The organism is Salmonella sp. 741265050_HSA (assembly GCF_046569445.1).
In the GTDB taxonomy this organism is placed as follows: domain Bacteria; phylum Pseudomonadota; class Gammaproteobacteria; order Enterobacterales; family Enterobacteriaceae; genus Salmonella; species Salmonella enterica.
In genome coordinates, this window is record NZ_JBKFSV010000021.1 from 1 (window position 1) to 25,697 (window position 25,697).

At 54.0% G+C, this 25,697-nt stretch carries 23 protein-coding genes and 1 pseudogene; 5 read left to right on the top strand and 19 right to left on the bottom strand.

Annotation, left to right across the window (positions count from 1 at the left end; all coding sequences use genetic code 11):
- Positions 1 to 502: 502 nt before the first annotated feature.
- Both chiP and chiQ read left to right on the top strand, forming a co-directional pair.
- Positions 503 to 1,909 carry a chitoporin ChiP gene (chiP, locus tag ACLD4F_RS20755; RefSeq protein ID WP_411011012.1) on the top strand — a complete coding sequence of 469 codons (1,407 nt, stop codon included), beginning with the start codon at positions 503 to 505 and terminating at the stop codon, positions 1,907 to 1,909.
- 49 nt (positions 1,910 to 1,958) lie between these two features.
- On the top strand, positions 1,959 to 2,291 hold the full coding sequence (gene chiQ / locus ACLD4F_RS20760; protein WP_000722260.1) for a ChiQ/YbfN family lipoprotein: 333 nt from the start codon (positions 1,959 to 1,961) through the stop codon (positions 2,289 to 2,291).
- A 48-nt stretch (positions 2,292 to 2,339) separates the two neighbouring features.
- On the opposite strand, the gene tcuC is transcribed toward chiQ, so the two are convergent.
- The 9 genes and pseudogenes from tcuC to ybfF all read right to left on the bottom strand — a co-directional run bounded on the left by tcuC (position 2,340) and on the right by ybfF (position 9,975).
- On the bottom strand, positions 2,340 to 3,644 hold the full coding sequence (gene tcuC, locus ACLD4F_RS20765) for a tricarballylate/proton symporter TcuC (protein WP_000057014.1): 1,305 nt from the start codon (positions 3,642 to 3,644) through the stop codon (positions 2,340 to 2,342).
- A 50-nt stretch (positions 3,645 to 3,694) separates the two neighbouring features.
- Positions 3,695 to 4,834, bottom strand: a complete 1,140-nt coding sequence (gene tcuB / locus ACLD4F_RS20770) for a tricarballylate utilization protein TcuB (protein WP_020839477.1) — start codon at positions 4,832 to 4,834, stop codon at positions 3,695 to 3,697.
- Entirely contained in the window at positions 4,821 to 6,224 is a 1,404-nt protein-coding gene (tcuA, locus tag ACLD4F_RS20775) for an FAD-dependent tricarballylate dehydrogenase TcuA (RefSeq protein WP_000228705.1), read from the bottom strand. The genes tcuB and tcuA overlap by 14 nt, the downstream gene beginning before the upstream one ends.
- 97 nt (positions 6,225 to 6,321) lie before the next feature.
- Complete coding sequence (gene tcuR / locus ACLD4F_RS20780; protein ID WP_000423371.1) at positions 6,322 to 7,248, bottom strand: tricarballylate utilization LysR family transcriptional regulator TcuR; 927 nt, start codon at positions 7,246 to 7,248, stop codon at positions 6,322 to 6,324.
- Between the two features lie 114 nt (positions 7,249 to 7,362).
- Complete coding sequence (gene fur / locus ACLD4F_RS20785; RefSeq protein WP_000131699.1) at positions 7,363 to 7,815, bottom strand: ferric iron uptake transcriptional regulator; 453 nt, start codon at positions 7,813 to 7,815, stop codon at positions 7,363 to 7,365.
- Positions 7,808 to 7,893, bottom strand: a pseudogene (locus ACLD4F_RS20790) (ryhB-regulated fur leader peptide). The gene fur and the pseudogene ACLD4F_RS20790 overlap by 8 nt, the downstream one beginning before the upstream one ends.
- Before the next feature lie 203 nt (positions 7,894 to 8,096).
- The gene (gene fldA, locus ACLD4F_RS20795; protein ID WP_001018621.1) at positions 8,097 to 8,627 is read right to left on the bottom strand and encodes a flavodoxin FldA; all 531 of its coding nucleotides are present in this window, start codon (positions 8,625 to 8,627) and stop codon (positions 8,097 to 8,099) included.
- A 150-nt stretch (positions 8,628 to 8,777) separates the two neighbouring features.
- The gene (gene ybfE / locus ACLD4F_RS20800) at positions 8,778 to 9,071 is read right to left on the bottom strand and encodes a LexA regulated protein (RefSeq protein WP_001040939.1); all 294 of its coding nucleotides are present in this window, start codon (positions 9,069 to 9,071) and stop codon (positions 8,778 to 8,780) included.
- Between the two features lie 133 nt (positions 9,072 to 9,204).
- Positions 9,205 to 9,975, bottom strand: a complete 771-nt coding sequence (gene ybfF / locus ACLD4F_RS20805; RefSeq protein ID WP_197390526.1) for an esterase — start codon at positions 9,973 to 9,975, stop codon at positions 9,205 to 9,207.
- A gap of 184 nt (positions 9,976 to 10,159) precedes the next feature.
- On the opposite strand from ybfF, the gene seqA reads away from it, so the two are divergent.
- On the top strand, positions 10,160 to 10,702 hold the full coding sequence (gene seqA / locus ACLD4F_RS20810; protein ID WP_064044423.1) for a replication initiation negative regulator SeqA: 543 nt from the start codon (positions 10,160 to 10,162) through the stop codon (positions 10,700 to 10,702).
- A gap of 24 nt (positions 10,703 to 10,726) precedes the next feature.
- Positions 10,727 to 12,367, top strand: coding sequence for a phosphoglucomutase (alpha-D-glucose-1,6-bisphosphate-dependent) (gene pgm, locus ACLD4F_RS20815; protein WP_000974372.1), 1,641 nt, complete (start codon positions 10,727 to 10,729; stop codon positions 12,365 to 12,367).
- 114 nt (positions 12,368 to 12,481) lie between these two features.
- Here pgm and ACLD4F_RS20820 read toward each other — a convergent pair whose 3' ends face one another.
- From ACLD4F_RS20820 to kdpF, 10 genes are all read right to left on the bottom strand, one after another.
- Positions 12,482 to 12,967 (bottom strand): pyridoxamine 5'-phosphate oxidase family protein, encoded by a 486-nt coding sequence (locus tag ACLD4F_RS20820; protein WP_000070056.1) that lies wholly within the window; start codon positions 12,965 to 12,967, stop codon positions 12,482 to 12,484.
- Positions 12,968 to 13,031: 64 nt separating this feature from the next.
- Positions 13,032 to 14,351, bottom strand: a complete 1,320-nt coding sequence (gene potE, locus ACLD4F_RS20825; protein WP_000042658.1) for a putrescine-ornithine antiporter — start codon at positions 14,349 to 14,351, stop codon at positions 13,032 to 13,034.
- Positions 14,348 to 16,546, bottom strand: coding sequence for an ornithine decarboxylase SpeF (gene speF, locus ACLD4F_RS20830; RefSeq protein ID WP_001292402.1), 2,199 nt, complete (start codon positions 16,544 to 16,546; stop codon positions 14,348 to 14,350). Before speF ends, potE begins: the two co-directional genes overlap by 4 nt.
- A gap of 380 nt (positions 16,547 to 16,926) precedes the next feature.
- Positions 16,927 to 17,031: a leader peptide SpeFL gene (gene speFL / locus ACLD4F_RS20835; RefSeq protein WP_015632840.1), complete on the bottom strand. Its 105-nt coding sequence runs from the start codon at positions 17,029 to 17,031 to the stop codon at positions 16,927 to 16,929.
- A 277-nt stretch (positions 17,032 to 17,308) separates the two neighbouring features.
- Entirely contained in the window at positions 17,309 to 17,986 is a 678-nt protein-coding gene (kdpE, locus tag ACLD4F_RS20840) for a two-component system response regulator KdpE (protein ID WP_076726267.1), read from the bottom strand.
- A complete protein-coding gene (kdpD, locus tag ACLD4F_RS20845; RefSeq protein WP_000997487.1) occupies positions 17,983 to 20,667 on the bottom strand; it encodes a two-component system sensor histidine kinase KdpD in 2,685 nt (894 codons plus the stop codon). Before kdpD ends, kdpE begins: the two co-directional genes overlap by 4 nt.
- Positions 20,664 to 21,248: a potassium-transporting ATPase subunit KdpC gene (gene kdpC, locus ACLD4F_RS20850; protein WP_000579804.1), complete on the bottom strand. Its 585-nt coding sequence runs from the start codon at positions 21,246 to 21,248 to the stop codon at positions 20,664 to 20,666. Before kdpC ends, kdpD begins: the two co-directional genes overlap by 4 nt.
- Positions 21,249 to 21,256: 8 nt before the next feature.
- A complete protein-coding gene (gene kdpB, locus ACLD4F_RS20855; protein WP_000088039.1) occupies positions 21,257 to 23,305 on the bottom strand; it encodes a potassium-transporting ATPase subunit KdpB in 2,049 nt (682 codons plus the stop codon).
- A gap of 20 nt (positions 23,306 to 23,325) precedes the next feature.
- Positions 23,326 to 25,005 (bottom strand): potassium-transporting ATPase subunit KdpA, encoded by a 1,680-nt coding sequence (gene kdpA / locus ACLD4F_RS20860; protein ID WP_411011013.1) that lies wholly within the window; start codon positions 25,003 to 25,005, stop codon positions 23,326 to 23,328.
- The gene (kdpF, locus tag ACLD4F_RS20865; protein ID WP_001670793.1) at positions 25,005 to 25,094 is read right to left on the bottom strand and encodes a K(+)-transporting ATPase subunit F; all 90 of its coding nucleotides are present in this window, start codon (positions 25,092 to 25,094) and stop codon (positions 25,005 to 25,007) included. The genes kdpA and kdpF overlap by 1 nt, the downstream gene beginning before the upstream one ends.
- 336 nt (positions 25,095 to 25,430) lie before the next feature.
- On the opposite strand from kdpF, the gene ACLD4F_RS20870 reads away from it, so the two are divergent.
- Positions 25,431 to 25,637 (top strand): YbfA family protein, encoded by a 207-nt coding sequence (locus tag ACLD4F_RS20870; protein WP_000401435.1) that lies wholly within the window; start codon positions 25,431 to 25,433, stop codon positions 25,635 to 25,637.
- Positions 25,638 to 25,697: the final 60 nt, after the last annotated feature.

Below are 25,697 nucleotides of genomic sequence, written 5' to 3' on the forward strand. Positions count from 1 at the left end.
GCCGCTTGCGGCGGCCCGAAGGGCGAGCGTAGCGAGTCAAACCTCACGTACTACGTGTACGCTTCGGTTTTTGCGCGCTGTCCGTGTCCAAACTGGCTGCGCCAATAACGCCTGGTGGGATAGCCTCTAAGTCGATTCTCTTTTTTGCGAGGCGAATTAATTATTCTCTGAAAATTATTGATCTGATAAATGATTATTAATCTAAATGTTATAAGCGTCAGGTCAACAGGAGACAATTATTTTCATGCCTATGGAAAACAAGTCAATTTTCTTTCTGGCGGTCTGCTTCCCCCACCAGCAGTCGAATGTAACAGAAAGCAATTAAATATGTGCGGTTGCTCATATTATTACATACTGGTTACAGAAAGAGATTGATAATTCGCATCGCGAAAAATAGTCTATTTAACGTAGTAAATGAGGTTTCTCAGCGCTACTTTTTATTTTTATTTTTTCGCTGTTCGCTTTTGTCGGCAGCAATTTATACGTCAAAGAGGATTAACTTATGCGTACGTTTAGTGGCAAACGTAGTACGCTGGCTCTGGCTATCGCCGGTATCACAGCAATGTCGGGGTGGATCGTTGTTCCGCAGGCGCAAGCCTCCGGCTTTTTCGACGACTCCACGTTAACGGGCGGCATCTATTATTGGCAGCGTGAACGCGATCGCAAAGATGTGACCGACGGCGACAAATATAAAACTAACCTTTCTCATGCGACCTGGAACGCTAACCTGGATTTTCAGTCTGGTTACGCTGCGGATATGTTCGGTCTGGATATCGCGGCGTTTACCGCGATTGAAATGGCAGAAAACGGCGACAGCGGTCATCCAAACGAAATTGCCTTCTCGAAAAAGAATAAAGGCTACGACGAAGACTATTCCGGCGATAAGAGCGGTATCAGTCTTTATAAAGCCGCAGCGAAATTTAAATATGGCCCGGTCTGGGCGCGCGCCGGTTATATTCAGCCTACCGGTCAGACGCTGTTAGCGCCGCACTGGAGTTTTATGCCGGGTACTTATCAGGGTGCGGAAGCCGGCGCCAGTTTTGACTATGGCGATGCGGGCGCGTTAAGTTTTTCCTACATGTGGACTAACGAATATAAAGCGCCGTGGCATACCGAAATGGATAAGTTTTATCAGGCGGATAAAAAAACCAATGTGGACTACCTCCACTCCATCGGCGCGAAGTACGACTTCAAAAATGATCTGGTGCTGGAAGCGGCGTTTGGTCAGTCCGAAGGCTATGTCGATCAATATTTCGCAAAGGCCAGCTATAAATTTGATTTAGGCGGCAATCCGTTCACCACCAGTTACCAGTTCTACGGCGCGCGCGACAAAGTAGACGATCGCAGCGTGAATGATATTTACGACGGTACGGCCTGGCTGCAGGCGTTGACCTTCGGCTACAAAGTCGCGGAAGTGGTTGACCTGCGTCTGGAAGGCACCTGGGTGAAAGCGGACGGTCAGCAGGGCTATTTTCTGCAACGTATGACGCCAACCTACGCCTCTTCAAACGGTCGTCTGGATATTTGGTGGGATAACCGCTCCGACTTTAACGCTAACGGTGAAAAGGCGGTTTTCTTCGGCGCGATGTATGACCTGAAAAACTGGAATCTGCCGGGCTGGGCTGTGGGCGCGTCTTACGTTTACGCCTGGGATGCTAAACCGGCAACCTGGCAAAGTAACCCGGATGTTTACTACGACAAAAACCGCACTATCGAAGAGTCCTCATACAGTCTGGATGCGGTCTATACCCTGCAGGAGGGGCGTGCCAAAGGCACCATGTTCAAACTGCACTTCACCGAATATGACAACCACTCCAATATTCCAAGCTGGGGCGGTGGTTACGGCAACATCTTCCAGGATGAACGTGACGTGAAATTTATCGTTATTGCGCCATTCACTATTTTCTGATGTCAGATGCGGCAGGCTGCCGGTCTGCCGCGCTGTTGAGGAACGACCTATGAAAAAAATTTTACTCATCGCCAGCATGACCGCCGGTTTGACGGCCTGCGCGTCATCACCCGCGCCGGAAGAAGATAGCCGGCTGAAAGAGGCGTACAGCGCCTGTATCAATACCGCACAGGGCTCGCCTGAGAAGATAGAGGCCTGCCAAAGCGTACTGAATGTCCTTAAAAAAGAGCGCAAACATCAGCAATTTGCTAACGAAGAAAGCGTGCGGGTACTGGACTATCAGCAGTGCATTCAGGCGACGCGCACGGGTAACGATCAGGCGGTCAAGGCTGACTGCGATAAGGTCTGGCAGGAAATTCGCAGTCATAATAACGTGCAATAAAACCCTGCCTTGCCACCCACGGGCGAATGTTTTCCGCCCGTGGTTTTTTCAGGCTTTATTTTCTGCTGCGATATAGCCGCGACTCAGACGTACAAACAGCATCGCCGTCGCGGCAAGTCCACATAACGCTGCGCACATCAGCCACCAGCCGGGCGAGCTTTTATCGCCGGTTAACTTTACCAGCGCGGTAGAGATGGCCGGCGTCAGGCCGCCAAAAATTGCCGTCGCCAGGCTAAAGGCCAGCGAGAAACCAACGGTACGCACATAGACTGGCATCACTTCGGTTAACGCCGCGACCATTGCGCCGTTATACATGCCAAAAAAGAAAGAGAACCACAGCAGTACCAGCGTCATGCGGGTAAAGTCGGGCGCGGCGGTCAGCCACTGCATGACGGGCCAGGTGGTGATCAGCGCCAGCAACGTAATGCCCATTAACACGGCGCGACGGCCAATCCGGTCGGAAATCGCGCCGCCAATGGGTAACCAGATAAAATTGGACACCCCCACTAACATGGTGACGATCAAACTGTCCCGCGCGCTGAGATTAAGCACGGTTCTGCCATAGGTCGGCGTATAAACGGTGATAAAATAAAATGTTGTGGTGGTCATCGCCACCAGCAGCGTTCCGGCTGTAATAATGCGCCAGTTTTTGGCGATAGTTGCAAAAATTTCCCTGGTGTCGGGGCGATGCTTGCGTTGTAAAAACGCTTCTGTTTCTTGTAATGAACGACGTAAAACAAAAATCAGCGGAATGATCATACAGCCGATAAAGAACGGAATTCGCCAGCCCCACTCCGATATCGCGTCGTGTCCCAGCGTGATATTCAGGCTATAACCAATCAACGCGGCGACAACGATCGCGACCTGCTGACTGGCGGATTGCCAGCTGGTATAAAACCCTTTATTGCCTGGCGTTGCGATTTCGGACAGATAGACCGAGACGCCGCCTAACTCAACGCCCGCAGAAAATCCTTGTAATAACCGGCCCAACAGCACCAACGCAGGCGCTGCCAGGCCGATCGTCTGGTAGCCGGGGACGAGGGCGATGAGCAACGTACCGCAGCCCATAATCGCCAGCGTCACCATCAGCCCTTTACGGCGTCCGATTCTGTCAATATAGGCGCCAAGCACAATCGCGCCGACGGGGCGCATTAAAAAACCGGAGCCAAAGACGGCAAAGGTCAACATTAATGAGGCAAATTCGCTTTCCGCCGGAAAAAACGTTCTGGCGATATAGGTGGCGTAAAATCCGAACAAGAAAAAATCAAACTGTTCAAGAAAATTGCCGCTTGTCACGCGCAGTATTGCGCCGAACGTGCCGGCGCGCGATGTTGCAGGTGTGTGTTGTGCCATAGGGTTTGCTCTCCACTGTCTTTATTGTTTTATGGGTAAGATGTTGCGGGTCAGTTGCCTGTATCCCCCGCATGTTTTCCGCGTCGCTTCTCAACTGCCCATTTGAGTAAGGCCGCGCAGCGGAAAAATCCGTGGGCGAATTTTCCGTAGGGAAGGGTGAGAAAGAGCGCCATCACCACGCCTAAATGGAGCGCCAGCAGTATGCCCATTCCGCTGGTGTCTCTGCCTGCCAGCAGCGCCAGCCCGGTAAGACTGGTTAAGAACAGCAGCAGAATAAAGCCGCGATCCATGGGTTTCTGGCGCACATCGCCATGTAACGGCGACCGCCGCAGATTGAGCCACAGTAGCCCGGCCGGGCCGATAAGCAGGCCGATACCGCCCAGCGTGCCGAGCATGACCGGCAGGCTAAAGAACGGGTAGGGCGCTTCCCAACCGGCGACGTAGTGATAGCCCGTCGCCACGACCGTGGCGGCAAAACAGAGCATAAAACCGTAGAAGGTAAAGTGATGAAAGCGACGGCGCAGCAGCGTGAACGCATCGTCCGCTTCGTTACAGCCTTTGCCGTGACCGCCGTCGAGATATTTCAGCGTTAACGCATTGTGCGACGCTTCCGCAATCTCCGCCGAACGCGGTACACCCGGCGAGATCTCACGCCAGAAGCGGATTACGCCCGCCATAAGCAAACCGATTGCCAGCACAAAAACTGAGCCAAACATCCATGCCAGCAGGCTATGCGGAAAAATTTGATAGAAGTCACCGGCCAGCGGCGGATGAATCAGCGACCCTTTCAGCGCCATCGCCAGTAATAAAAAGAGCGTCAGACCGACTATCAGCGCCAGCGCGACGGTGATCCCCGCCCGGCGGTATAACGCGCCAAAAGCGGCGGGCTGGGCATACTGTTGATACGTCTCCAGGCGGGCTTGCGCCATCGCTTTCGGCACGTTAATGGCAAATTCATGGGGTGGCGCGTACTGGCACGCGTGCAGGCAGGCACCGCAGTTATGACATAAATTCGCCAGATAATGAATATCGGCTTTACCGAATTCGAGCCGCTGGGTCATCGCCGGAAATACCGCGCAAAAACCTTCGCAGTAGCGACACGCGTTACACACTTGCATGACGCGTTCGACCTCGGCTTCCGGTTCGGTAAGCACGGTGGCCTCAATGATTAATTTTTCAAGCTGTTTCATGCTGCGCCTCCTTGTGCGCCGCGCGGGCGGCTTCTATTCCCGCAATGCGGCCAAAGGTTGTGCCGATAGACATGCCTACGCCTGCGGTATACCCCTTGCCCAGAACATTTCCTGCCATCATCTCGCCGGCAACAAACAGGTTGCGGCTTGGATGACCGGCAAAATGCACCGCGGCACGTTCATTGACTTTCAGACCCAGGTAGGTAAACGTGATGCCGGGTCGCAGCGCATAACCGTAGTAGGGCGGCGCATCAAGCGGGCGCGCCCAGTGGGTTTTCGCCGGCGTCAGGTTTTTAGTAGCGCAGTCATCAAGCAAGGTATGATCAAAATGACCGGGTTGGCAGGCCTGGTTATACTGCGTGACGGTATGGGTAAATTTTTCCGCGTCCAGCCCCAACTGGCAGGCCAGCTCAGCCAGCGTATTGGCCTGCGCGCCAGGAAAAACCGGCGGCATAAAGTGGCCGATGGCTTTGCTGTCAATAATCGAATAGCCAATTTGTCCTGGCTGTTGAGCAACCAGCCGCCCCCAAATGGCGTAACGCTTCGGCCAGAAATCTTCGCCTTCATCATAAAAACGTTCGGCGTCGCGATTCACGACAATACCCAGCGATACGCAATCCACGCGAGTACAAATACCGCCGTCGTACAGCGGCGCCCTGGCATCAATCGCTACGCAGTGCGACTGGGACGGATCGCCAATGATATCCGCGCCGGCATCCATCATAAATTTGAGTAATACGCCCTGGTTAAAACGCGTGCCGCGAATCAGGAAATTATCCGCGGGCCATTCGCCGCGGGCGTTTTCTCCCCAGGCTTCCCGCAGCCATTCACGGTTTGATTCGAAACCGCCAGCCGCTAATACGCAGGCTTTGGCGGTAATACGTTCGCTACCTGCCAGCGCTGCTACGAATTCGCCGTCATGAAGTTCAAGCGCGTGAACCGGCGTGTTATAGCGAATCTGTACGCCCAGCCGTTCGGCGCTACGGTAATAGGCATTGACGAGCGCTTTCCCTCCGCCCATAAAAAACGCATTGGTGCGCGCAACGTGGAGCGCACCAGATAGTGGCGGTTGAAAGTTAACGCCATGTTTGCGCATCCAGTCGCGGCATTGTGAAGAGGTGCGAATGACCAGCCGCGCCAGCGCCTCGTTGGTGTTGCCGTCGGTGACTCGCCACAGATCCTGCCAGAATTCCTCTTCAGGATAGCTTTCTACCAGCACATCCTGCGGCGCATCATGCATACAGCGCAGGTTTCGTGTGTGCTGAGAATTTCCGCCGCGCCATTCTCGCGGGGCAGCCTCCAGCAGCAGAACCGATGCGCCCGCTTCCCGTGCGGTCAGGGCGGCGCATAATGCGGCATTGCCTCCGCCTATCACCAGTACATCAACCATCTTATACTCCCGTACCATTTAACAATTTGTTAAATTTGTAATTGAAATGTATACGGATAAATAAGCGGCGCGCTATCAGGTAGCGCTAAACAGGGGTTTAGTAAGCGTAAAGGGTTGCGCCTGGCCATTCACCAGCGTCGACTAACTGACGCATAACTTTGGTAAGGACTACTCTGGCGGCAAGGCCGGCGGGCGTCAGTTCATCATCCGACAGGCTGACTAAAAAATTGGGGCGGCTGAGTACCGGATTATGGACGCCGATCACGCGTAGCGCGTCGTTATCCAGATGAGAAATCGCCGCGCCGGGCTGCAACGTGGCGCCAAGACCGTCGCGCACGGCGCGCATCAACAACGCCAGGCCGTCAATTTCCGCGACGATTTCAACGTTAAGCGCATGTTCCTGGCAGACAGCGTCCAGCCTGCCGCGCAGCCCGTGTCCCTGGCTTGGCATAATGAGCGGAATGCCTGCCAGTTGTTCAGGTGTGATCGGGTTATCAGGAAGCGCCGCCAGCAGGGCATGGGAGCCAATCAGAAAAAGCTGTTCTTCAAGGATCGGTCTGGCGCTCCAGCGCAGGATTTTATCTTTTTGAAAAACAACGGCTAAATCAATCTGGCGGGTATTGATCATTCTTTCCAGATTACCGGACAAGCTTTCCACCACATGCAGTCGGACATCGGCATAGTTTTCCTGCATGGCATGGATAAACGGTATACCCAGTATGGAGGCGGTACTGGGGGCCATTCCTACGCTCACATGGCCGGAAAGGCGCGCTTCTCTGGCGGCGAGAATCGCGTCGTCGGCATGACGCAGGGCGAGTTGCGCCTGCGAATAAAAGGCCAGCCCGGCGTTGGTTGGCGTTACGCCGCGCGAAGTGCGCTGCAGCAGACGGATGGCAAGCTCGTTTTCCAGACGGGACATCTGTTGACTTAATGCTGAAACGCCAATATCAAGATCCTGCGCGGCGCTGCCCATACTGCCGGTTTCAATAATACGCACGAAATAGCGTAACTGGCGAAGCTCCATTCCTGCTCTCCTGAGATGCGATAGCGTTTTTTACATTAAATCAACATCAAGCGGCAGGAAAGAGGAGGATATAAAAAAGCCAACCGGGCGGTTGGCTCTTCGAAAGATTTACACTTATTTAGTCGCGTCATCGTGCGCGTGCTCGTCTTCGCGGCAGTCTCCTTCAGCGCAGTGGCCGTAAAGATAGAGGCTGTGATTAGTTAAACGAATACCGTGTTTCGCCGCAATTTCACGCTGGCGCGCTTCAATAGAGTCATCACTAAATTCAATCACTTTTCCGCAGTCAAGGCAGATAAGATGGTCGTGATGATGCTGTTGCGTCAGTTCAAAAACGGATTTACCGCCTTCAAAATTATGGCGGGTCACGATACCGGCATCGTCAAACTGGTTCAGCACACGGTATACGGTTGCCAGACCGATTTCTTCACCCATGTCGATCAGGCGTTTGTATAAATCTTCCGCACTGACGTGATGGTTATCTGGTTCCTGAAGAACTTCCAGAATTTTTAAACGAGGAAGCGTTACTTTCAGGCCAGCCTTCTTTAATGCGGTATTGTTGTCAGTCATGCGGAATCTGTCCTGTTGCTAAACGATTCACTTCATTAGAGAAGTGACAGAAATTGCACTCAAGATAATGCGTATCATTATAGGACTGCCATGCCGAAATGAAAACCGCAAGTCTCTCGCAGATGTTAATAAAACTGTGGTTTTGCCTGCAAATTCTGGCGCCACCTGATTACACCCGGACATTGTACAGGGATGGGTGCGAAAGTTACAAATTTGTAGCAATTATTTTGATTGGTCTTGTCTATTGATGCGGCGCAGATATAACGCTGCGCCGCATAAGATTAGGCGTTGAGGATGTCGTCGAGGTGCAATTCAGCCGAAACTTGCTTAACCCATTTTTCAACACGCTCGGCGGTCAGTTCAGGCTGACGGTCTTCGTCAATCGCCAGACCGACAAAATGATCGTCGTCAGCCAGACCTTTAGAGGCTTCAAAATGATAGCCTGCAGTTGGCCAGTGACCCACAATCGTGGCGCCGCGCGGCTCAATAATGTCGCGAATCGTGCCCAGCGCATCACAGAAGTATTCCGCGTAGTCTTCCTGATCGCCACAGCCAAATAGCGCCACCAGCTTACCGTTAAAGTCAATCTCTTCGAGAGTCGGGAAGAAGTCATCCCAGTCACATTGCGCTTCGCCATAGTACCAGGTTGGGATGCCCAGCAGCAGAATGTCATACCCTTCCAGGTCTTCTTTACTGCTTTTTGCAATGTCATGCACATCGGCAACGTCTTTACCAAGCTGTTTTTGAATCATTTTTGCGATATTTTCGGTATTACCGGTGTCGCTGCCGAAAAAGATGCCAGTGATTGCCATGAGTAAAATAACCTCTTGAAACTTATTGAAATGGTGGTGGCGAATTGCCCACGGATAAGGGCAATCATAGCAGAACAGGCAGATATGCGGAAACAGCAATCACGCGGGACTGCACGCTCTGCTACACGAAATATGAAACAAAACTTATTTTCAGACTAAACCCTGGCCGCGCAGCGCCATAAGCTGCTTCATTAATATTTCTTCAATGAGCTCGCTGCGGCTAATGTTGCGCGCTTCGGCCAGCTCATTCAGCGCGTCAACCGCTTGTGCGTTGAGTTTTAATTCGACACGCTTGAGGCCACGAACTTTGTCGCGTTTTAACTGGTTGCGCTTGTTGATGCGTAACTGTTCATCGCGCGAAAGCGGATTCGTTTTAGGTCGTCCCGGGCGACGCTCGTGCGCGAACAGATCTAATGTCGTACGGTCCGTTTGTTCTTTGGCCATGATTTTGGTGACTTCGGGGGAAACAATCAGCCAGGCTTATGCCCGGATGGATAGCGCGCCATCATACATCAGCGAGGAAGCGACGCCAACGCCCGCGCGCGTAATCGCGCACAGGCGATGAGTTTTTAATCAGTTAGCGTTTATCGTGCAGATAACGGCGGATGGCGCGCAGAACCGCCTCTGGTTTTTCAGCATGTACCCAGTGGCCCGCGCCGGCGATCACATGCGCGCGCGCCAGAGGGAATTGCGCCAGCAGCGCGTCGCGGTACGCTTCGGTCACGTACGGCGAGTTACCGCCTGCAATAAACAGCGCCGGATGTTCCCAGGGCGGAATGGTTTCCCAGCCGACGATATGCGGATACTGCTCCCATAATACCGGAACATTAAAACGCCATTCGCCTTCAGCCCAGGATTTTAACAGAAACTGGATCACGCCTTCTTCGTTGAGGTGTTGGCGCATAATCCCTGCCGCCTGTTGGCGGGATGTCGCGTCGGATTCGCTGACGGCATTAATGGCCGCGAAAATGCGATCGTGGCGGCGAACGTGATAATCCACGGGGGCGATATCAATCGCGACCAGACGATCGATGCGATCGGGCGCCAGCGCCGTCAGCGCCATTACCGCTTTTCCGCCCATGGAATGACCAATAAACGTCGCTTTTTCAATCTGCTGCGCGTCAAGCGTATCCAGAAGATCCTGGGCCATTGCCGGATAATCCATGACCGGATCGCGCGGCGATAAACCATGATTGCGCATATCGACCTGAATAATGTCGTGATCGGTCACCAGATCGCGCGCCAGTACGCCGAGGTTGTCCAGGCTGCCAAACAGGCCATGAACGAGAACGATGGGGGAATTATTGTGCAGGTTTTGTGCAGATTGCGCTCGGATGTTTAATTTCATGGCAAAGTTCTTTTTTTCGCTCTGTCGGGTTAGGGTATTATGTTGACCATTCTGCCACTGGGCTGCAACCTCTAAGGTTTACTCCGAGTTTTTTTGTCAGCCGGGCTTAACGCTATCCGCTGTTGGGATTTGTTCCTATAATCCCAATGACTTGTATTCAGCAAAGACATCGCACTGGATTAAGATGAAAACGATTGAAGTTGATGATGAACTCTATAGCTATATTGCCAGCCACACCAAGCATATCGGCGAGAGCGCATCCGACATTTTACGGCGTATGTTGAAGTTTTCCGCCACGACACAGCCAACGGCTTCAGCGGTGAAGGGGGCGCCTGCGGCGCAACCCGTTGCCGAAGCGAAACCGGTTAACCCGGTAAAAGACAAAGTTCGCGCGATGCGTGAGCTGTTGTTGTCTGACGAATATGCCGAGCAGAAAAAAGCGGTCAACCGCTTTATGCTGATTCTGACTACACTCTATTCACTGGATCACCACGCGTTTGCGGAGGCGACGGAGTCGTTGCATGGCCGCACGCGCGTCTATTTTGCGGCGGATGAACAAACGCTGCTGAAAAATGGGAATCAAACTAAACCTAAGCACGTTCCCGGCACGCCGTACTGGGTGATCACCAACACCAACACCGGCCGTAAATGCAGCATGATCGAACACATCATGCAGTCAATGCAATTCCCGGCGGAATTGATTGAAAAGGTTTGCGGAACAATTTAATCCTTGCATTAGAAGGACCAGGCAATGGCAATCCACAACCGCGCAGGACAACCCGCGCAACAGAGTGATTTGATTAACGTCGCCCAACTGACGGCGCAGTATTATGTACTGAAACCGGAGGCAGGGAATGCAGAACATGCCGTGAAATTTGGCACTTCCGGCCATCGCGGCAGCGCAGGTCGTCACAGTTTCAACGAACCGCATATTCTGGCGATCGCCCAGGCGATTGCTGAAGAGCGGGCGAAAAATGGCATTACCGGCCCCTGCTATGTGGGGAAAGACACCCATGCGCTCTCGGAACCGGCCTTCATTTCCGTGCTGGAAGTGCTGGCGGCAAACGGCGTGGACGTTATCGTGCAGGAAAATAATGGCTTTACGCCAACGCCTGCCGTGTCAAATGCTATCCTGGTCCATAACAAAAAAGGCGGCCCGCTGGCAGATGGTATTGTCATTACGCCGTCGCACAACCCGCCGGAAGATGGCGGTATTAAATATAATCCGCCCAATGGCGGCCCGGCGGATACCAACGTTACTAAAGTGGTAGAAGATCGCGCCAATGCGCTGCTGGCGGATGGCCTGCAAGGCGTTAAGCGCATCTCTCTGGATGCGGCAATGGCCTCGGGCCACGTTAAAGCGGTAGATCTGGTACAGCCGTTTGTCGAAGGGCTGGCGGATATCGTTGATATGGCGGCGATTCAGAAAGCCGGTCTGACGCTGGGCGTTGATCCGCTGGGCGGCTCCGGTATTGAATACTGGAAACGTATCGCAGAGCATTACAAGCTTAACCTGACGTTAGTCAACGATCAGGTTGATCAAACATTCCGCTTTATGCATCTGGATAAAGACGGCGCGATCCGCATGGATTGCTCCTCCGAATGCGCGATGGCGGGTTTGCTGGCGCTGCGTGACAAGTTTGACCTGGCCTTCGCTAACGACCCGGACTACGACCGTCATGGCATCGTGACGCCTGCAGGGCTGATGAACCCGAACCATTATCTGGCGGTCGCCATTAACTACCTGTTCCAGCATCGTCCGCTGTGGGGCAAAGATGTTGCCGTCGGTAAGACGCTGGTCTCTTCCGCGATGATTGACCGCGTGGTGAATGATTTGGGACGCAAGCTGGTGGAAGTGCCGGTTGGCTTCAAATGGTTTGTTGACGGTTTGTTCGACGGCAGCTTTGGTTTCGGCGGGGAAGAGAGCGCGGGCGCTTCGTTCCTGCGTTTCGACGGTACGCCGTGGTCTACCGATAAAGACGGAATCATCATGTGCCTGCTGGCGGCGGAAATCACCGCCGTTACCGGGAAAAACCCGCAAGAGCATTACAATGAACTGGCAGCGCGTTTTGGCGCGCCGAGCTATAACCGTCTGCAGGCGGCAGCGACCTCGGCCCAGAAAGCGGCATTGTCTAAACTGTCTCCGGAAATGGTCAGCGCCAGCACGCTGGCAGGCGACCCGATCACCGCGCGTCTTACCGCAGCGCCGGGTAATGGCGCATCGATTGGCGGCCTGAAGGTAATGACCGACAACGGCTGGTTCGCCGCGCGTCCATCCGGTACGGAAGACGCTTACAAGATCTATTGCGAAAGCTTCCTGGGGGAAGAACATCGCAAGCAGATTGAGAAAGAAGCCGTTGAAATCGTTAGCGAAGTATTGAAAAACGCCTGATGGGCGATATGGAAGAAAAAGGAGCCGTAAGGCTCCTTTTTTGTATTAACGGCGCTGCGCTTATCAGGCCTGTAAATCGCCTCCAGGCCGGATAAGGCGCGTGTGATATCTGACTTATTCGCTCTGAGTCGCCAGATGTCGGCGGCAGGTGAGGGCGTCGCATTCGATACGCACCACGCAAACCGCTTTCATCATATCTTCCCGATAACTGAAGGTTTTTCCCGGATCGGTCTGGCGCATAATGACGTCCAGGCCGTAGCGCATCTCCTCGCGTGTTTGCAATATCGATGCCAGCCCGGTGGCGAAAACGCTGGTGTAGGCGTAGCTATAATCACAGGGGTCATCGGCACGTAGTAATGCATGGTCGCCGTCCATTTCAATGCATACTGCCGGGTTCTTACGTAACAGACGCATCTTTTTCCCGGTGCGTGCGCCGTGAAAATAAAATATCCAGCGTCCGTTCTGATACTCGTAGCCAAAATTTACGGGGACAACATACGGACAGAGATTGTCGTTAAACCCTATCCGACACACTTCGTGTTTACTGAGAATAGCCAGTATTTCTGCTATATCAGTGACTTCCCGTTCTGGATTACTCATTTCTATTATCTTATTCAAAGAGTGAAAATGCCCGGACTACCGTTACCGCAGCCCGGGCATGCCATCAGCCGTGTTTATTTTTCAATTCAAAACGCGGTGAGACCAGGCCATATAACGTCCAGCCGAGGAAGGTCACAATTGAGCCGTACAGCATGGCTTCTTCACCGGAGGAATATAGCGCGTAGAAGCTATACATGGCGCCAACGAAGGCCACGAAGTTAGCGACTTTCGCTTTTGATGACGGCACATTCGCCATTTTCTGAATGATAACCAGCGCGGCCATCGACAGAATATACGGAATAATGTTCGTCACCACCGCCAGGTTAACCAGGACGTTAAACTGACTATTCAGCGACGGGCTAATGGTCATCAGCGACAGGCCAGTCTGAATAATCACAATAATCAACATCCCCTGAACCGGCGCGTCGACTTTCGTTACACGAGAGAAGACTTTCGGGAAATAGCCTTCGTCAGCGGAGGATTTAAAGACCTGGGCGATAGTGAACTGCCAGCCCAGCAGCGAGCCGCAGCAGGACATTACCATCAGCGCCATGATCACTTTACCTACCGCAGGCGTGAACATCTGTGCAAACGCCAGACCAAACGGCGCCGTGGAGTTCGCCAGATCCATGTTCGGCACAATCCCGGCAATCACGTTAGTCGAAACGATATAGATGACCGCCGCGCCCAGCGTACCGCCCAGTACCGCAATGGGGACGTTCTTTTCTGGATTCTCGACCACGTCTGCGTTGGCGCAGGCGGATTCCAGTCCAAGAAATGCCCACAACGTCATGGCGATGGAAGAACCGACCGCGCTAAAGAACGGAACATGGTGCGGGTTCCATGACGCTACGTACATGCTGGGGCTAAACCAGAACCAGCCAATGATGCACAGGCCGACAACCGGAATGATGACGCCCCAGACGGTAACGCTACTGATCTGTCCGGTAATACGCGCGCCGCCAAAGTTTGCGATGGTACAAACCCACAATACGGCGATAGTCGCCAGGCCGATCTGGAGCGGCGTCAGCGCGGCGCCGAACAGCTCGGTGCCATAGCCGACAGCGGAAATGGCGATAGCCACGTTGGCGATCAGCAGCGAGACGCCGTAGGTATAGTTCGCCATAAAGTTGCCGGATTTACCGAAGGCATATTCGGCGTAACCGCCCATGCCGCCGGATTTACGGCTAAACATACCGCATTTCGCAAACGCCCAGGCCAGCGCCATCGAGCCGACGGCGGTGACCAGCCAGGAGATAATGGATATCGTGCCGACTTCAGACAGTTTGGTCGGTAGCATGATGATCCCGGAGCCCATCATGTTGACCATAGTCAGAATTGTGAGCTGCACGACACCCATTTTATTGGATTTAGGTTTACTCATAATTTTTCCTCCTTCAGCAGGGAGCGCTGCGCGTCACGAGGTTTAATGACGTAGCACCAGACCTGCTTACGGCCGTCGTGTTCTTCGATATAAACGCCCTGCAGTTCAGGCGCAAAGCCCGGCAGCAGGTTGATCCCTTCTTCCAGGGCGCTGAAGTAACGCAGGACAGAACCGCCCCAGATTTCACCCGGAACTACACACAGCACTCCCGGCGGGTAAGGCAGAGCGCCTTCAGCCGCGATACGACCTTCCGCTTCCGGCAGGCGAACCAGTTCGACCTCGCCGCGCAGATAGGCATAGTTGGCCTCTTGCGGATTCATACTGACTTTCGGGAAATGCGATTTACGGAACATCTCTTTTTGCAGTTGTTTCACGTTGTGCCGCGCATAGAGATCGTGCATCTCCTGGCAAAGCTGACGCAGGGTATAGCCGGCATAACGCGCTTCATGCTGTTTGTAGATGGACGGTAATACTTCCGCTAACGGCGCATCAGCTTCCAGCAGTTTTTCGAAACGAGCCAGCAGGGCGACAAGCTGTTGTAACTTCGCCATGTCTTCTGCCGGCGTCAGCAGGAACAGAATGGAGTTGAGGTCGCATTTTTCCGGCACAACGCCGTTCTCGCGCAGGAAGTTGGCGAGGATCGTGGCAGGAACGCCAAAGTCTTCATATTCGCCGCTCGCTGCATTAATGCCCGGTGTGGTGAGCAGCAGTTTGCAAGGGTCGACAAAGTACTGATGTTCGGCATAGCCTTCAAACGCATGCCAGTGTTCTCCCGGAACGAAGTGGAAGAAGCGCAGATCGCTGGCGATCTCTGACGTCGGGTATGACTGCCACGGCTTACCATCAATCAGTTCCGGTACGAACGGACGGATGTGATGACAGTTTTCGAGGATCAATTTACGGGCATCGATGCCGTTAACCACGCAATCCATCCACATATTGCGACCGCTGACGCCTTCGTGCATTTTGGCGTTAACGTCCAGCGCGGCGAACAGCGGATAGAACGGGCTGGTGGAGGCGTGCATCATAAAGGCGTTGTTCATGCGCTTATGCGGAACGTAGCGCGATTGCCCTTTGATATGGCTATCTTTTTTATGGATCTGCGAGGTCTGGGAGAAACCGGCTTGTTGTTTATGAACGGACTGCGTCACCAGAATACCCGGATCGTTTTCGTTCAGTTCCAGCAGCAGCGGCGAACAATCGGCCATCATCGGAATAAATTGTTCATAGCCGACCCAGGCGGAGTCAAACAGGATGTAGTCGCACAGATGACCAATTTTATCGACGACCTGACGGGCGTTATAAATGGTACCGTCGTAGGTGCCTAACTGGATGACGGCCAGACGGAATGGACGTGCTTCGCGGGCACGCTGCGGCGCGACTTCGCTAATCAGCTCGCGCAGGTAATCTTCTTCGAAGCAGTGAGCGTCGATCCCGCCGATAAAACCATACGGGTTACGCGCGGTTTCCAGATAAACTGGCGTTGCGCCCGCCTGCAATAATGCGCCGTGGTGGTTAGATTTGTGGTTGTTACGGTCAAACAGTACCAGATCGCCCGGCGTTAACAGCGCGTTGAGTACGACTTTGTTAGAGGAGGAGGTCCCGTTCAGCACAAAGTAGGTCTTATCGGCGTTAAAGACTTTCGCCGCATGTTGCTGCGCAATGCAAGGCGCGCCTTCGTGAATCAGCAGATCGCCCATCGCCACGTCCGCGTTGCATAGGTCGGAGCGGAAGAGCGTTTCGCCAAAGTATTCCACGAACTGATTACCGGCAGGATGACGGCGGAAGAATTCGCCGCCCTGATGCCCCGGGCAGTCAAATGCGCTGTTGCCCTGGTTGACATAATCCACCAGCGCGCGGAAAAACGGCGGACGTAACTGCGTTTCGTAGTGGCTTGCTGCGGTTTCCAACTGGCGACCATAGAAGGCAGTACGGGATTCATTATATTCGAATACACCAGAGATACGCGGCAAATACTCAGGCGGTACGCGCCCTTCGTCATGAGTCGCGACAAACACGGGAATACCGTAACCCGTTGCGTCGATTTCATCGAGTTTTCCGTGTTCAATGTCGTCGATGGATAACACGATGGCAGCCACGTCGATGAAACGACTCTCATCAACATTTACAATATTACGGTGTGTAGAAAAACAATCCGGGCAATGACGGCTAACGGCAATTTTTAATTCTGACATTTTTTCATCTCTTTATTTCAGGTAATAGCAGGCCCTCAATTTCTCGCATGAGAAACTGATTCTTCCGGAAAAAATCAAAGCTATCCCGCTGATAAAAAAATCAGTAAATTAGCTTTATTTTAGATGTAATAAATCCCAACCCGTCCGGTTGCAGGAAATTCAGGATTTAAGGAGTTGAGTACTACGATATACAGGCAGAAACCGTGATAACTAAAATTGCGCTGAGTCGGAATTTCTTCTATCAAACCAGATGGTTAGCTGGGTGGACGTAAAGGAATTACCGTACTGTCGCTTTTAACAATTCGAGTTATTTAGGCAATAGACCTGAATGACATAAGGGTCGGAAAGACCTGTATGCTGAAGTACCCGTAGCAGAAAAACTACCGGGCATTAAAGAAATGAAAATCGAAACTATTACGGTGGGCAAACATCATAATATGCGTTGTCCGCCTTATATGGGGCATAAAACGATTATTATTTTCCATTTTGAGGTCCTTTCATTGATTTATTGAAAGCATGGATATTTTATCCAGGGAGCGCCAGCGATCTGTGAACCAGATCAACAAAAAACAATCATTTGAAAAATAATTAGTCGGCGATTATGCATATCGTGCTGTGAAATAACGGATTGTTTCTTAAATGTTAATTATATGTTTTTTATATCATCTATAAAATATAATATCGTCGCGAAAATAATTATTCGCGACGCCGAAAATAAATGACATAAAAATTAGAAGTTATTTAAAAATAATGAATAGCTATTCACAGCATAAAGCGATAGCCAATTCCGGTTTCGGTAATAAAATGGCGTGGACGGGTGGGATCTTGTTCCAGTTTCTGGCGTAAATGTCCCATATAGATGCGCAAATAGTGGCTATGCTCCACGGCGTTAGGGCCCCAGACCTGGTTTAATAACTGCCGTTGGGTTAATACTTTGCCGGTATTATTGAGTAATACCGCCAGCAGGCGGAACTCAATCGGCGTCAGATGGATTTCTTCGTCGCCACGGTGGATCAACCGTGCGGCGAGATCGACCGTCACGCCGGAAAAGCGGACGATCGGATCGGCGCAAGGGCTGGCGGCGTGCCGTCGCAGCGCGACACGCAAACGCGCCTGCAATTCGCCAATGCCGAATGGCTTGCTCAGGTAATCATCAGCTCCGGCGTCAAGCGCGGCAATCTTATCGCTTTCTTCGCTGCGGGCGGAAAGGACAATCACCGGTATTGCGCTCCACTGACGCAGGTCACGAATAAAATCGATTCCATCGCCGTCCGGCAGGCCGAGATCGAGAATAATCAGATCGGGCTTTCGCGTGGCGGCTTCCAGTAAACCACGTTGTAATGTTTCAGCTTCATACACGCGCAGGCCGTCGCCTTCCAGCGCGGCGCGCAGAAAGCGGCGGATGGCCTGTTCATCTTCAACAATCAGAACGTTTGTCACATATCCTCATGAAAATCATCAAGTTCAGGTGGCTTTCCTTGCGGCAGCGTCACACGGAAACAGGCGCCGCCCTGCGGTCGATTATAGGCGGTAAGCGTGCCGCCGTGTACCTCTACGATAGCATGGCAAATCGCCAGCCCCAGCCCCACGCCGGGGACGGCGGACTCTTTGTTGCCGCGGGCGAACTTATCGAAAATCTTCTGTTCTTGCCCCGCAGGAATACCCGGCCCGTTATCCCAGACATCCAGTTGTAAACGATCGTCCTTAACCGCAGCATCAATGCCGATACTGGCCTGCGGCCCGGCGTACTTAACGGCGTTTTCCAGCAAGTTGATCAGGACGCGCTCAAATAAGGGGCCATCGACATGGATAAGCGTTAACTGTTGCGGCAGCGACAATGTAATCGGATGCAATAAACCCGGCTCTAACATCTGTAACGCGCTCCCGACGACCTCTTCCAGCGTCAGCCACTCTTTTTTAAGATTAAACCCGCCGGACTGAATACGCGCCATATCCAGCAAATTATTCACCAGCCGGGTGGTGTTGAGAATATGCTGGCGAATTTCACTGGCCTGACGCGCGTGGGGCGATCCTGCGCTGGCTAGATCCAGCGTCAAAATTTCCGCCTGGCCGAACAATACCGTCAGCGGCGTGCGTAAATCATGCGACAGCGCCGCCAACAGAGCGTTGCGAATACTTTCGCGCTCGCTGGCGAGACGCGCCTGTTCCTCGCTGGCGGTCAGCGTCAGTCGTTCCAGCGCGTTGGCGACAAGCAGAGTGAATGTTTCCAGCAGGCGTTGCTGCTCCGGCACCATTAACTGACGCAAATTACCCGGTTCGACGATAGCCAGACCGTACGTTTTATCGGCGCTTTTCAGCGGCAGGATTTGATAAGGCACGCCAGGGAGGGTATCGGTGCCTGCGCCGGCAGGCTGGCCTTTATCAAAACTCCAGCGCGCAATTGCGTCGTCCCACGGCGTCATGCCTTGCTGGTGGGTGAGAGGCAGCAACTTACCGTTAGCATCAGGTAATAAAATTTGGCTGCGCGCCTGAAACGTCGAGGCGATAAACCGCTCGCTGGTCGCGGCGATATCATGTTCGCTACGCCCGACGGCCAGCGCTTTAGACATTTCATATAAATGGCGGGTACGCTGTTCCCGATAACGGGCGACGCGCGCCTGATAGCGCACCCCGGCAGTAAGATTGCCAATCACCAGACCTACCGTCAGCATCACGGCAAAGGTTAGCAAATATTGCACGTCCGAAACGGCGAGCGTACCGCGTGGCGCGATAAAAAAGAGATCGAAACTCGCCACGTTAATCACCGTCGCCACCACCGACGGCCAGCGTCCGTAAAGCAGCGCAATCACCACTACACCCAGCAAATAGAGCATCACCAGATTGGCGGCGTCGAAGGTGACAAGCCACTGCATAGCGATAAGCGTGGTGATGGCGCAAAGCGCCACGGCGACCAGACAGCCCTGAATCTGCCCACGCCATTTCTCTTTAAAAGGTCGGTTATCAGGCGTTTGCGCCAACGCGCGGGCTGGCGGCTCTTCCAGCGCGACGATCACCTGATCGAGATCCGGCGCGCGCCTGGCAAGACGGTCGGCGAAAGCGTCACGTCGCCACCAGCGTCGCGACGCCGGGCGGCCCATGACGATTTTCCCCAGATTATGTTCGCGGGCATAGCGCACGACCGCTTTCTCTTCGGCGGGATCGGACAGGGTGGCGGTTTCCGCGCCAAGCTCCTGCGCCAGGCGCAGCGCGCTTAAAATAGCCCGCCGTTGCTTTTCCGGTAAGCGGTGTAACGTTGGTGTTTCGACATAGACGGCGTGCCAGACGCTGCCGAGCCGGGAGGCCAGACGCGCCGCGGTACGCACCAGTTTTTCGCTGCCGGTGTTATGCCCGATACACAGTAAAATCGCATCACGCGTATGCCATACTTTTTCTTCGCCCGGATGCGCGCGCCAGGCGCGCATCTGATCGTCCACGCGATCGGCTGTCCGGCGTAGCGCCAGCTCGCGGAGGGCGATCAGATTGCCCTTGCGGAAAAAATGTTCAATAGCGCGTTCCGCCTGACCGGCGATATACACTTTACCTTCGTTGAGCCGTTGGCGCAGATCGTCGGGCGGCAGATCGACCAGTACGACTTCATCGGCGGCATCAAAAAAGGGATCGGGGACGGTTTCGCGCACCTGAATCCCCGTGACGCCGCTCACTACATCGTTCAGACTTTCCAGATGTTGTACGTTCACGGTGGTGAAAACGTCGATTCCCGCTTCCAGCAGCTCTTCAATATCCTGCCAGCGCTTAGGATGGCGTGAGCCAGGCGCGTTACTGTGTGCCAGCTCATCCATTAAAATCAGCGCCGGACGCCGGGCGAGGGCGGCATCCAGGTCAAATTCGCGAATTTGCCGCCCCCGGTGCGAGTGACGTTTTGGCGGCAGAATGGTCAGCCCGTCAAGTAGCGCGGCGGTCTCTTTACGGCCATGTGTCTCTACCACGCCGATCACCACATCCAGCCCCTGCGCTCGCAGCCGCTGCGCTTGAGCCAGCATCGCCCAGGTTTTTCCGACGCCTGCGCAGGCGCCGAAGAAAATTTTCAACTTCCCCCGGTGGGGCGGGGGCGTTTGTTCCAACAAGCGATCCGGGTCAGGACGCAAGGGTTCGTCGTTCATTTCGCTCTGTGTCCCTGTAGCGCATCCAGCGCCAGATTAAGCTCAACAATATTCACCACCGGTTGCCCAAGAAAGCGCGCCAGCGGCCTGTGCGTATATTCTGCAACCAGTTGCGCGACCTGTTCAACGGGAAGCTGGCGAGCCGCCGCCACGCGGGGGATTTGCCATGCCGCGGCGCCGGGCGTCAGATTATTATCCAGCCCGCTTGCCGAGGCCGTCGCCAGCTCAACCGGAACCGCGGAACTCGCCTGGGGGTTAGCGGCGCGTAGCGCGGCGACGCGGGCCTGTATTTGCGCATCCAGTTCGGGATTGCTGGCGGCCAGGTTGCTTCCGCCCGACGCCAATGGATTATAAGGCGTATCGGCGGTGGCGGAGGGCCGGCCATGAAAATAACCCGCGGCGGTAAACGATTGTCCGATAAGCGCTGAGCCGCGTATCACATTGTCTTTATGAATCAGCGAGCCATTAGCCTGCCAGGGAAACCACCACTGCCCCAACGCCGTGGTCAGAAGCGGATACACGCCGCCGGTCAATAACAGCAGAAATAACATTGTCGAAAAAGCAGGACGTAAACCGATCATCATACACCTCATGCCAGACCCAGCAGGGTCAGCAGCACATCAATCACTTTGATGCCAATAAACGGCACCACCAGACCACCCAGACCATAGATCCATAAATTACGGCGCAGCATGGCCGATGCGGAAAGCGGCTTATAACTCACGCCTTTTAATGCCAGCGGGATCAGAAAAATAATAATCAGGGCGTTAAAGATCACCGCGCTCAGAATGGCGGAGTTCGGCGAATGTAGCCCCATCACGTTGAGCGCGTTTAGCTGCGGATAGGTAGCGGCAAACGCGGCGGGAATAATGGCGAAATATTTCGCTACATCATTCGCGATACTGAAAGTGGTGAGCGAGCCGCGCGTCATCAGCATCTGCTTACCGATATGCACCACTTCAATCAACTTGGTCGGGTTAGAGTCCAGATCCACCATATTACCGGCTTCTTTCGCCGCCTGGGTGCCGGAGTTCATCGCCACCGCGACGTCAGCCTGCGCCAGCGCCGGGGCATCGTTAGTGCCGTCGCCGGTCATGGCGACCAGCCGTCCTTCCGCCTGATATTGACGGATCAGCGCCAGCTTGGCTTCCGGCGTGGCTTCGGCAAGAAAATCGTCCACACCGGCTTCGGCGGCAATCGCTGCCGCCGTCAGGCGGTTATCGCCAGTGATCATCACCGTTTTAATGCCCATCTTTCGTAGCTGAGCGAAACGTTCTTTAATACCGCCTTTAACGATATCCTTGAGGGCGATAACACCCAGTACGCGCGCGCCTTCCACGACCACCAGCGGCGTCGCGCCAAGACGCGCCACGTTCTCGACGTTTTGCTCGACATCGGCGGGAAAATGGCCGCCATTGCTCTCGACATGACGCCGAATCGCGTCCACCGAGCCTTTACGGATCATCCGGTTATCGATATTAATTCCGCTCATGCGGCTTTGCGCGGTAAACGGAACAAAGGTGGCATGAAGCGACTGCACATCGCGTTCACGCAGGTTAAAGCGCTGTTTGGCGAGGATCACAATGCTGCGGCCTTCCGGCGTTTCGTCGGCCAGCGAAGCGAGCTGCGCGGCGTCAGCCAGCGTGCGTTCGTCCACCCCTCGGGCGGGAATAAAATCGGACGCCTGGCGATTGCCGAGCGTGATAGTGCCGGTTTTATCCAGCAGTAACACGTCGACATCGCCCGCGGCTTCTACGGCGCGGCCGCTGGTGGCGATGACGTTCGCGCCCAACATTCGGCTCATTCCGGCTACGCCAATGGCGGAGAGTAGCCCGCCGATGGTGGTGGGGATCAGGCACACCAGCAACGCCACCAACACGGTGACGCTGACCGCGTTACCGCCCCAGGCGGAGAAGGGCCACAGGGTGGCGGTCGCCAGCAAAAAGACAATGGTCAGGGCAATGAGCAAAATCGTCAGGGCAATCTCGTTAGGCGTTTTCCGCCGCTGTGCGCCTTCCACCATCGCGATCATCCGGTCAAGAAAGGTTTCGCCAGGATTGACGCTACAGGCAATCACCAGCCAGTCGGAAAGAATTCGCGTGCCGCCGGTGACAGAGGCGAAATCGCCGCCGGACTCACGGATCACGGGCGCGGATTCGCCGGTAATCGCACTTTCATCCACCGAGGCGCCGCCTTCGATGACCTCGCCATCGCAGGGAATAATATCGCCCGCTTTGACCAGGACAATGTCGCCTTTCCGCAGTTCAGCGGCGGGCACGTTATCAGCTTGCGCATCATGGCGAGGGGCGCGCAGGCGGCGAGCGAACGCGGTCTTTTTCACTCCTTTCAGACTGTTTGCCTGGGCTTTGCTGCGGCCTTCCGCCAGCGCTTCGGCAAAATTGGCGAACAGTACGGTGAACCATAACCACAGGCTGATCACCCCTGTAAACAAGGCGCTTCCCGTTATTTGTCCTGTTACCATAGCGAGCGTTAACAGAGTGGTTAGCACGCTGCCGGCCCAGACCACAAACATCACCGGGTTACGCCACTGGGCGCGTGGGCTTAATTTTTTTACGGCATCCGTTAGCGCCTGTACGAGTAAAACAGGTTCAAACAGCGCCAGTTGCTTGCGACTCATATCAATGTACTCCGCATCGCTCAAGGTAAAGAGAAATGTTCCGCTACCGGGCCAAGCGCCAGGGCAGGAATAAATGTCAGCGCGCCGACCAGCAGTACCGTGCCGATAAGCAGTCCAATAAATAGCGCGCCGTGGGTCGCCAGCGTTCCCTGACTGGCCGGCTGTACTTTTTTACTGACCAGCGATCCGGCGATGGCCATGACAGGAATAATCACGCCGAAACGTCCGACGAACATGCAGAACGCCAGCAAACAGTTCCAGAAAGGCGAGTTAGCGCTCAGACCCGCAAAGGCGCTACCGTTATTGTTGGCGGCAGAGGAGACGGCATATAGCACTTCGCTAAAACCGTGCGGGCCAGGGTTCAGCATTGCGCTGCGTCCGGCATCCGTCATCATCGCCAGCGCCGAACCCAACAAGACCAACATCGGCGTGACCAGAATCGCCAGCGCGGTCATTTTCATTTCGCGCACGTCGATTTTTTTCCCCAGATACTCCGGCGTGCGACCGATCATCAGCCCCGCGATAAACACCGCCAGCAGGACAAACAGCAACATGCCGTACAGCCCTGAACCGACGCCGCCAAAGACCACTTCGCCAATTTGCATCAGCCACATCGGCACCATACCGCCCAGAGCGGTAAACGAGTCGTGCATGGCATTTACCGCCCCGCAGGACGCCGCGGTCGTGACGACGGCAAACAGGCTGCTGGCCAGCACGCCAAAGCGTGTTTCTTTACCCTCCATGTTGACGCTACTGTCCGCGCCTGCCGCCAACAGATGTGGATTTCCCTGAACTTCCGCCCACATCACTACCGCTACGCAGACCACAAAAATGCATGACATCGCCCACAGTAGCGCGCGTCCCTGACGGCGATCGCCCGCCGCTTCGCCAAAGGCGAAACAGAGCGCGGCTGGAATCAAAAATATCGCCAGCATCTGCGCCAGATTAGTGAGCGCGGTGGGATTTTCGAACGGATGCGAAGAGTTGGCGTTAAAGAAACCGCCGCCGTTGGTGCCAAGCATTTTGATCGCCTCCTGCGAAGCAACCGGCCCCATCGGCAAGAGTTGTTTAGCGCCTTCAAGAGTGGTGATGGGCTGATAAGCCGACAGGTTTTGCGGTACGCCCTGTTGGATAAAAAACAGCGCGATAATTAACGCGACAGGAAATAATATCCATAGCGTAATGCGTACCAGATCTTGCCAGGCATTACCCAGCGTGTGCACATTCTGGCGCGTAAAGGCGCGGATAAGCGCAAAAACCACCGCAATCCCGGTCGCCGCCGACAGGAAATTTTGCACCGTCAGCCCGGTCATCTGGCTAAAGTAGCTCAGCGTGCTTTCGCCGCTGTAGGCTTGCCAGTTGGTATTGGTGACAAAGCTGACGGCGGTATTCAGCGCCAGATCCCAGGACAGACCCGGTAGCCGCTGCGGATTTAAGGGCAACCACTCCTGCCAGAATAGCAGGCAAAACAGGATGCCCAGTCCCAGCAGATTGAGCGTCAGTAGCGCCAGTAAATACTGACGCCAGTTCATTTCATGGTCGGTAATGCCAAGAGTCCGCCAGAGGATACGCTCAATGCCAGCCACGCCCGGCAACGGAACGGCGGCGATGAGCCTTGCCAGGCCCGAACCCAACGGTTTCGCCAGTACTAATAAAATCAGTAAAAAACTGGCGATCAGTAAAAATCCTTGCGCGGCCATCAGAACGCCTCCGCATTAATCAGGGCATAGACCAGATAACCTAAAAGTAAGAAAACCAGCACGATGCCGGTTATCACGCCTGCACTCACAGAGCACCTCCAGTGGCATTGTTTTACTCCTGAGAAAGGTAATTTTTTGGCTGCAAAGATTTCGCAAAAATTGGCGGGCGGAGTGTAAAAAAAGTATAAAAATGGCAAAGACCATTATTTAACTAATGATTAGTATTAATTTAACCTTTTTGTAACTAATTTACGCTTTGAATGTAAATCTGCTGGAAAAGCGTGAAAATAAGTGGTCGGATGAGTAGTAAAATTACACCGAAAGCGGTACTATTTTAATCAGGTAACGAGGTTCAATTTTTCGGTGCTATTCACCGATTCAATCTATACCGGGGCGGGTAGCGTCGGTATAAAGGGGGGAAACGTATGGAACACTATAAAGACTATCCGGCGCATGTCATTTTTGCCCGTCGTGCTTTCGCGGTGACCGCAGGCGTGCTGGCGCTGCCGGTGATGCTCTTCTGGAAAGACCGCGCGCGTTTTTATAGTTATCTGCACCGTGTCTGGTCGAAAACCAGTGATAAACCGGTATGGATGGCGCAGGCTGAAAAAGCCACCTGCGACTTTTATTAATCGCGACCAGCCTGAAAAACCGTCAGCCGCCACGCTGGCGGTTTTTTTATGCGCCAGGGT

Coding starts and splice junctions, on each gene's coding strand:
- chiP (WP_411011012.1), top strand. CDS start 503: ATGCGTACGTTTAGTGGCAAACGTAGTACGCTGGCTCTGGCTATCGCC.
- chiQ (WP_000722260.1), top strand. CDS start 1,959: ATGAAAAAAATTTTACTCATCGCCAGCATGACCGCCGGTTTGACGGCC.
- tcuC (WP_000057014.1), bottom strand. CDS start 3,644: ATGGCACAACACACACCTGCAACATCGCGCGCCGGCACGTTCGGCGCA.
- tcuB (WP_020839477.1), bottom strand. CDS start 4,834: ATGAAACAGCTTGAAAAATTAATCATTGAGGCCACCGTGCTTACCGAA.
- tcuA (WP_000228705.1), bottom strand. CDS start 6,224: ATGGTTGATGTACTGGTGATAGGCGGAGGCAATGCCGCATTATGCGCC.
- tcuR (WP_000423371.1), bottom strand. CDS start 7,248: ATGGAGCTTCGCCAGTTACGCTATTTCGTGCGTATTATTGAAACCGGC.
- fur (WP_000131699.1), bottom strand. CDS start 7,815: ATGACTGACAACAATACCGCATTAAAGAAGGCTGGCCTGAAAGTAACG.
- fldA (WP_001018621.1), bottom strand. CDS start 8,627: ATGGCAATCACTGGCATCTTTTTCGGCAGCGACACCGGTAATACCGAA.
- ybfE (WP_001040939.1), bottom strand. CDS start 9,071: ATGGCCAAAGAACAAACGGACCGTACGACATTAGATCTGTTCGCGCAC.
- ybfF (WP_197390526.1), bottom strand. CDS start 9,975: ATGAAATTAAACATCCGAGCGCAATCTGCACAAAACCTGCACAATAAT.
- seqA (WP_064044423.1), top strand. CDS start 10,160: ATGAAAACGATTGAAGTTGATGATGAACTCTATAGCTATATTGCCAGC.
- pgm (WP_000974372.1), top strand. CDS start 10,727: ATGGCAATCCACAACCGCGCAGGACAACCCGCGCAACAGAGTGATTTG.
- ACLD4F_RS20820 (WP_000070056.1), bottom strand. CDS start 12,967: ATGAGTAATCCAGAACGGGAAGTCACTGATATAGCAGAAATACTGGCT.
- potE (WP_000042658.1), bottom strand. CDS start 14,351: ATGAGTAAACCTAAATCCAATAAAATGGGTGTCGTGCAGCTCACAATT.
- speF (WP_001292402.1), bottom strand. CDS start 16,546: ATGTCAGAATTAAAAATTGCCGTTAGCCGTCATTGCCCGGATTGTTTT.
- speFL (WP_015632840.1), bottom strand. CDS start 17,031: ATGGAAAATAATAATCGTTTTATGCCCCATATAAGGCGGACAACGCAT.
- kdpD (WP_000997487.1), bottom strand. CDS start 20,667: ATGAACGACGAACCCTTGCGTCCTGACCCGGATCGCTTGTTGGAACAA.
- kdpC (WP_000579804.1), bottom strand. CDS start 21,248: ATGATCGGTTTACGTCCTGCTTTTTCGACAATGTTATTTCTGCTGTTA.
- kdpB (WP_000088039.1), bottom strand. CDS start 23,305: ATGAGTCGCAAGCAACTGGCGCTGTTTGAACCTGTTTTACTCGTACAG.
- kdpA (WP_411011013.1), bottom strand. CDS start 25,005: ATGGCCGCGCAAGGATTTTTACTGATCGCCAGTTTTTTACTGATTTTA.
- ACLD4F_RS20870 (WP_000401435.1), top strand. CDS start 25,431: ATGGAACACTATAAAGACTATCCGGCGCATGTCATTTTTGCCCGTCGT.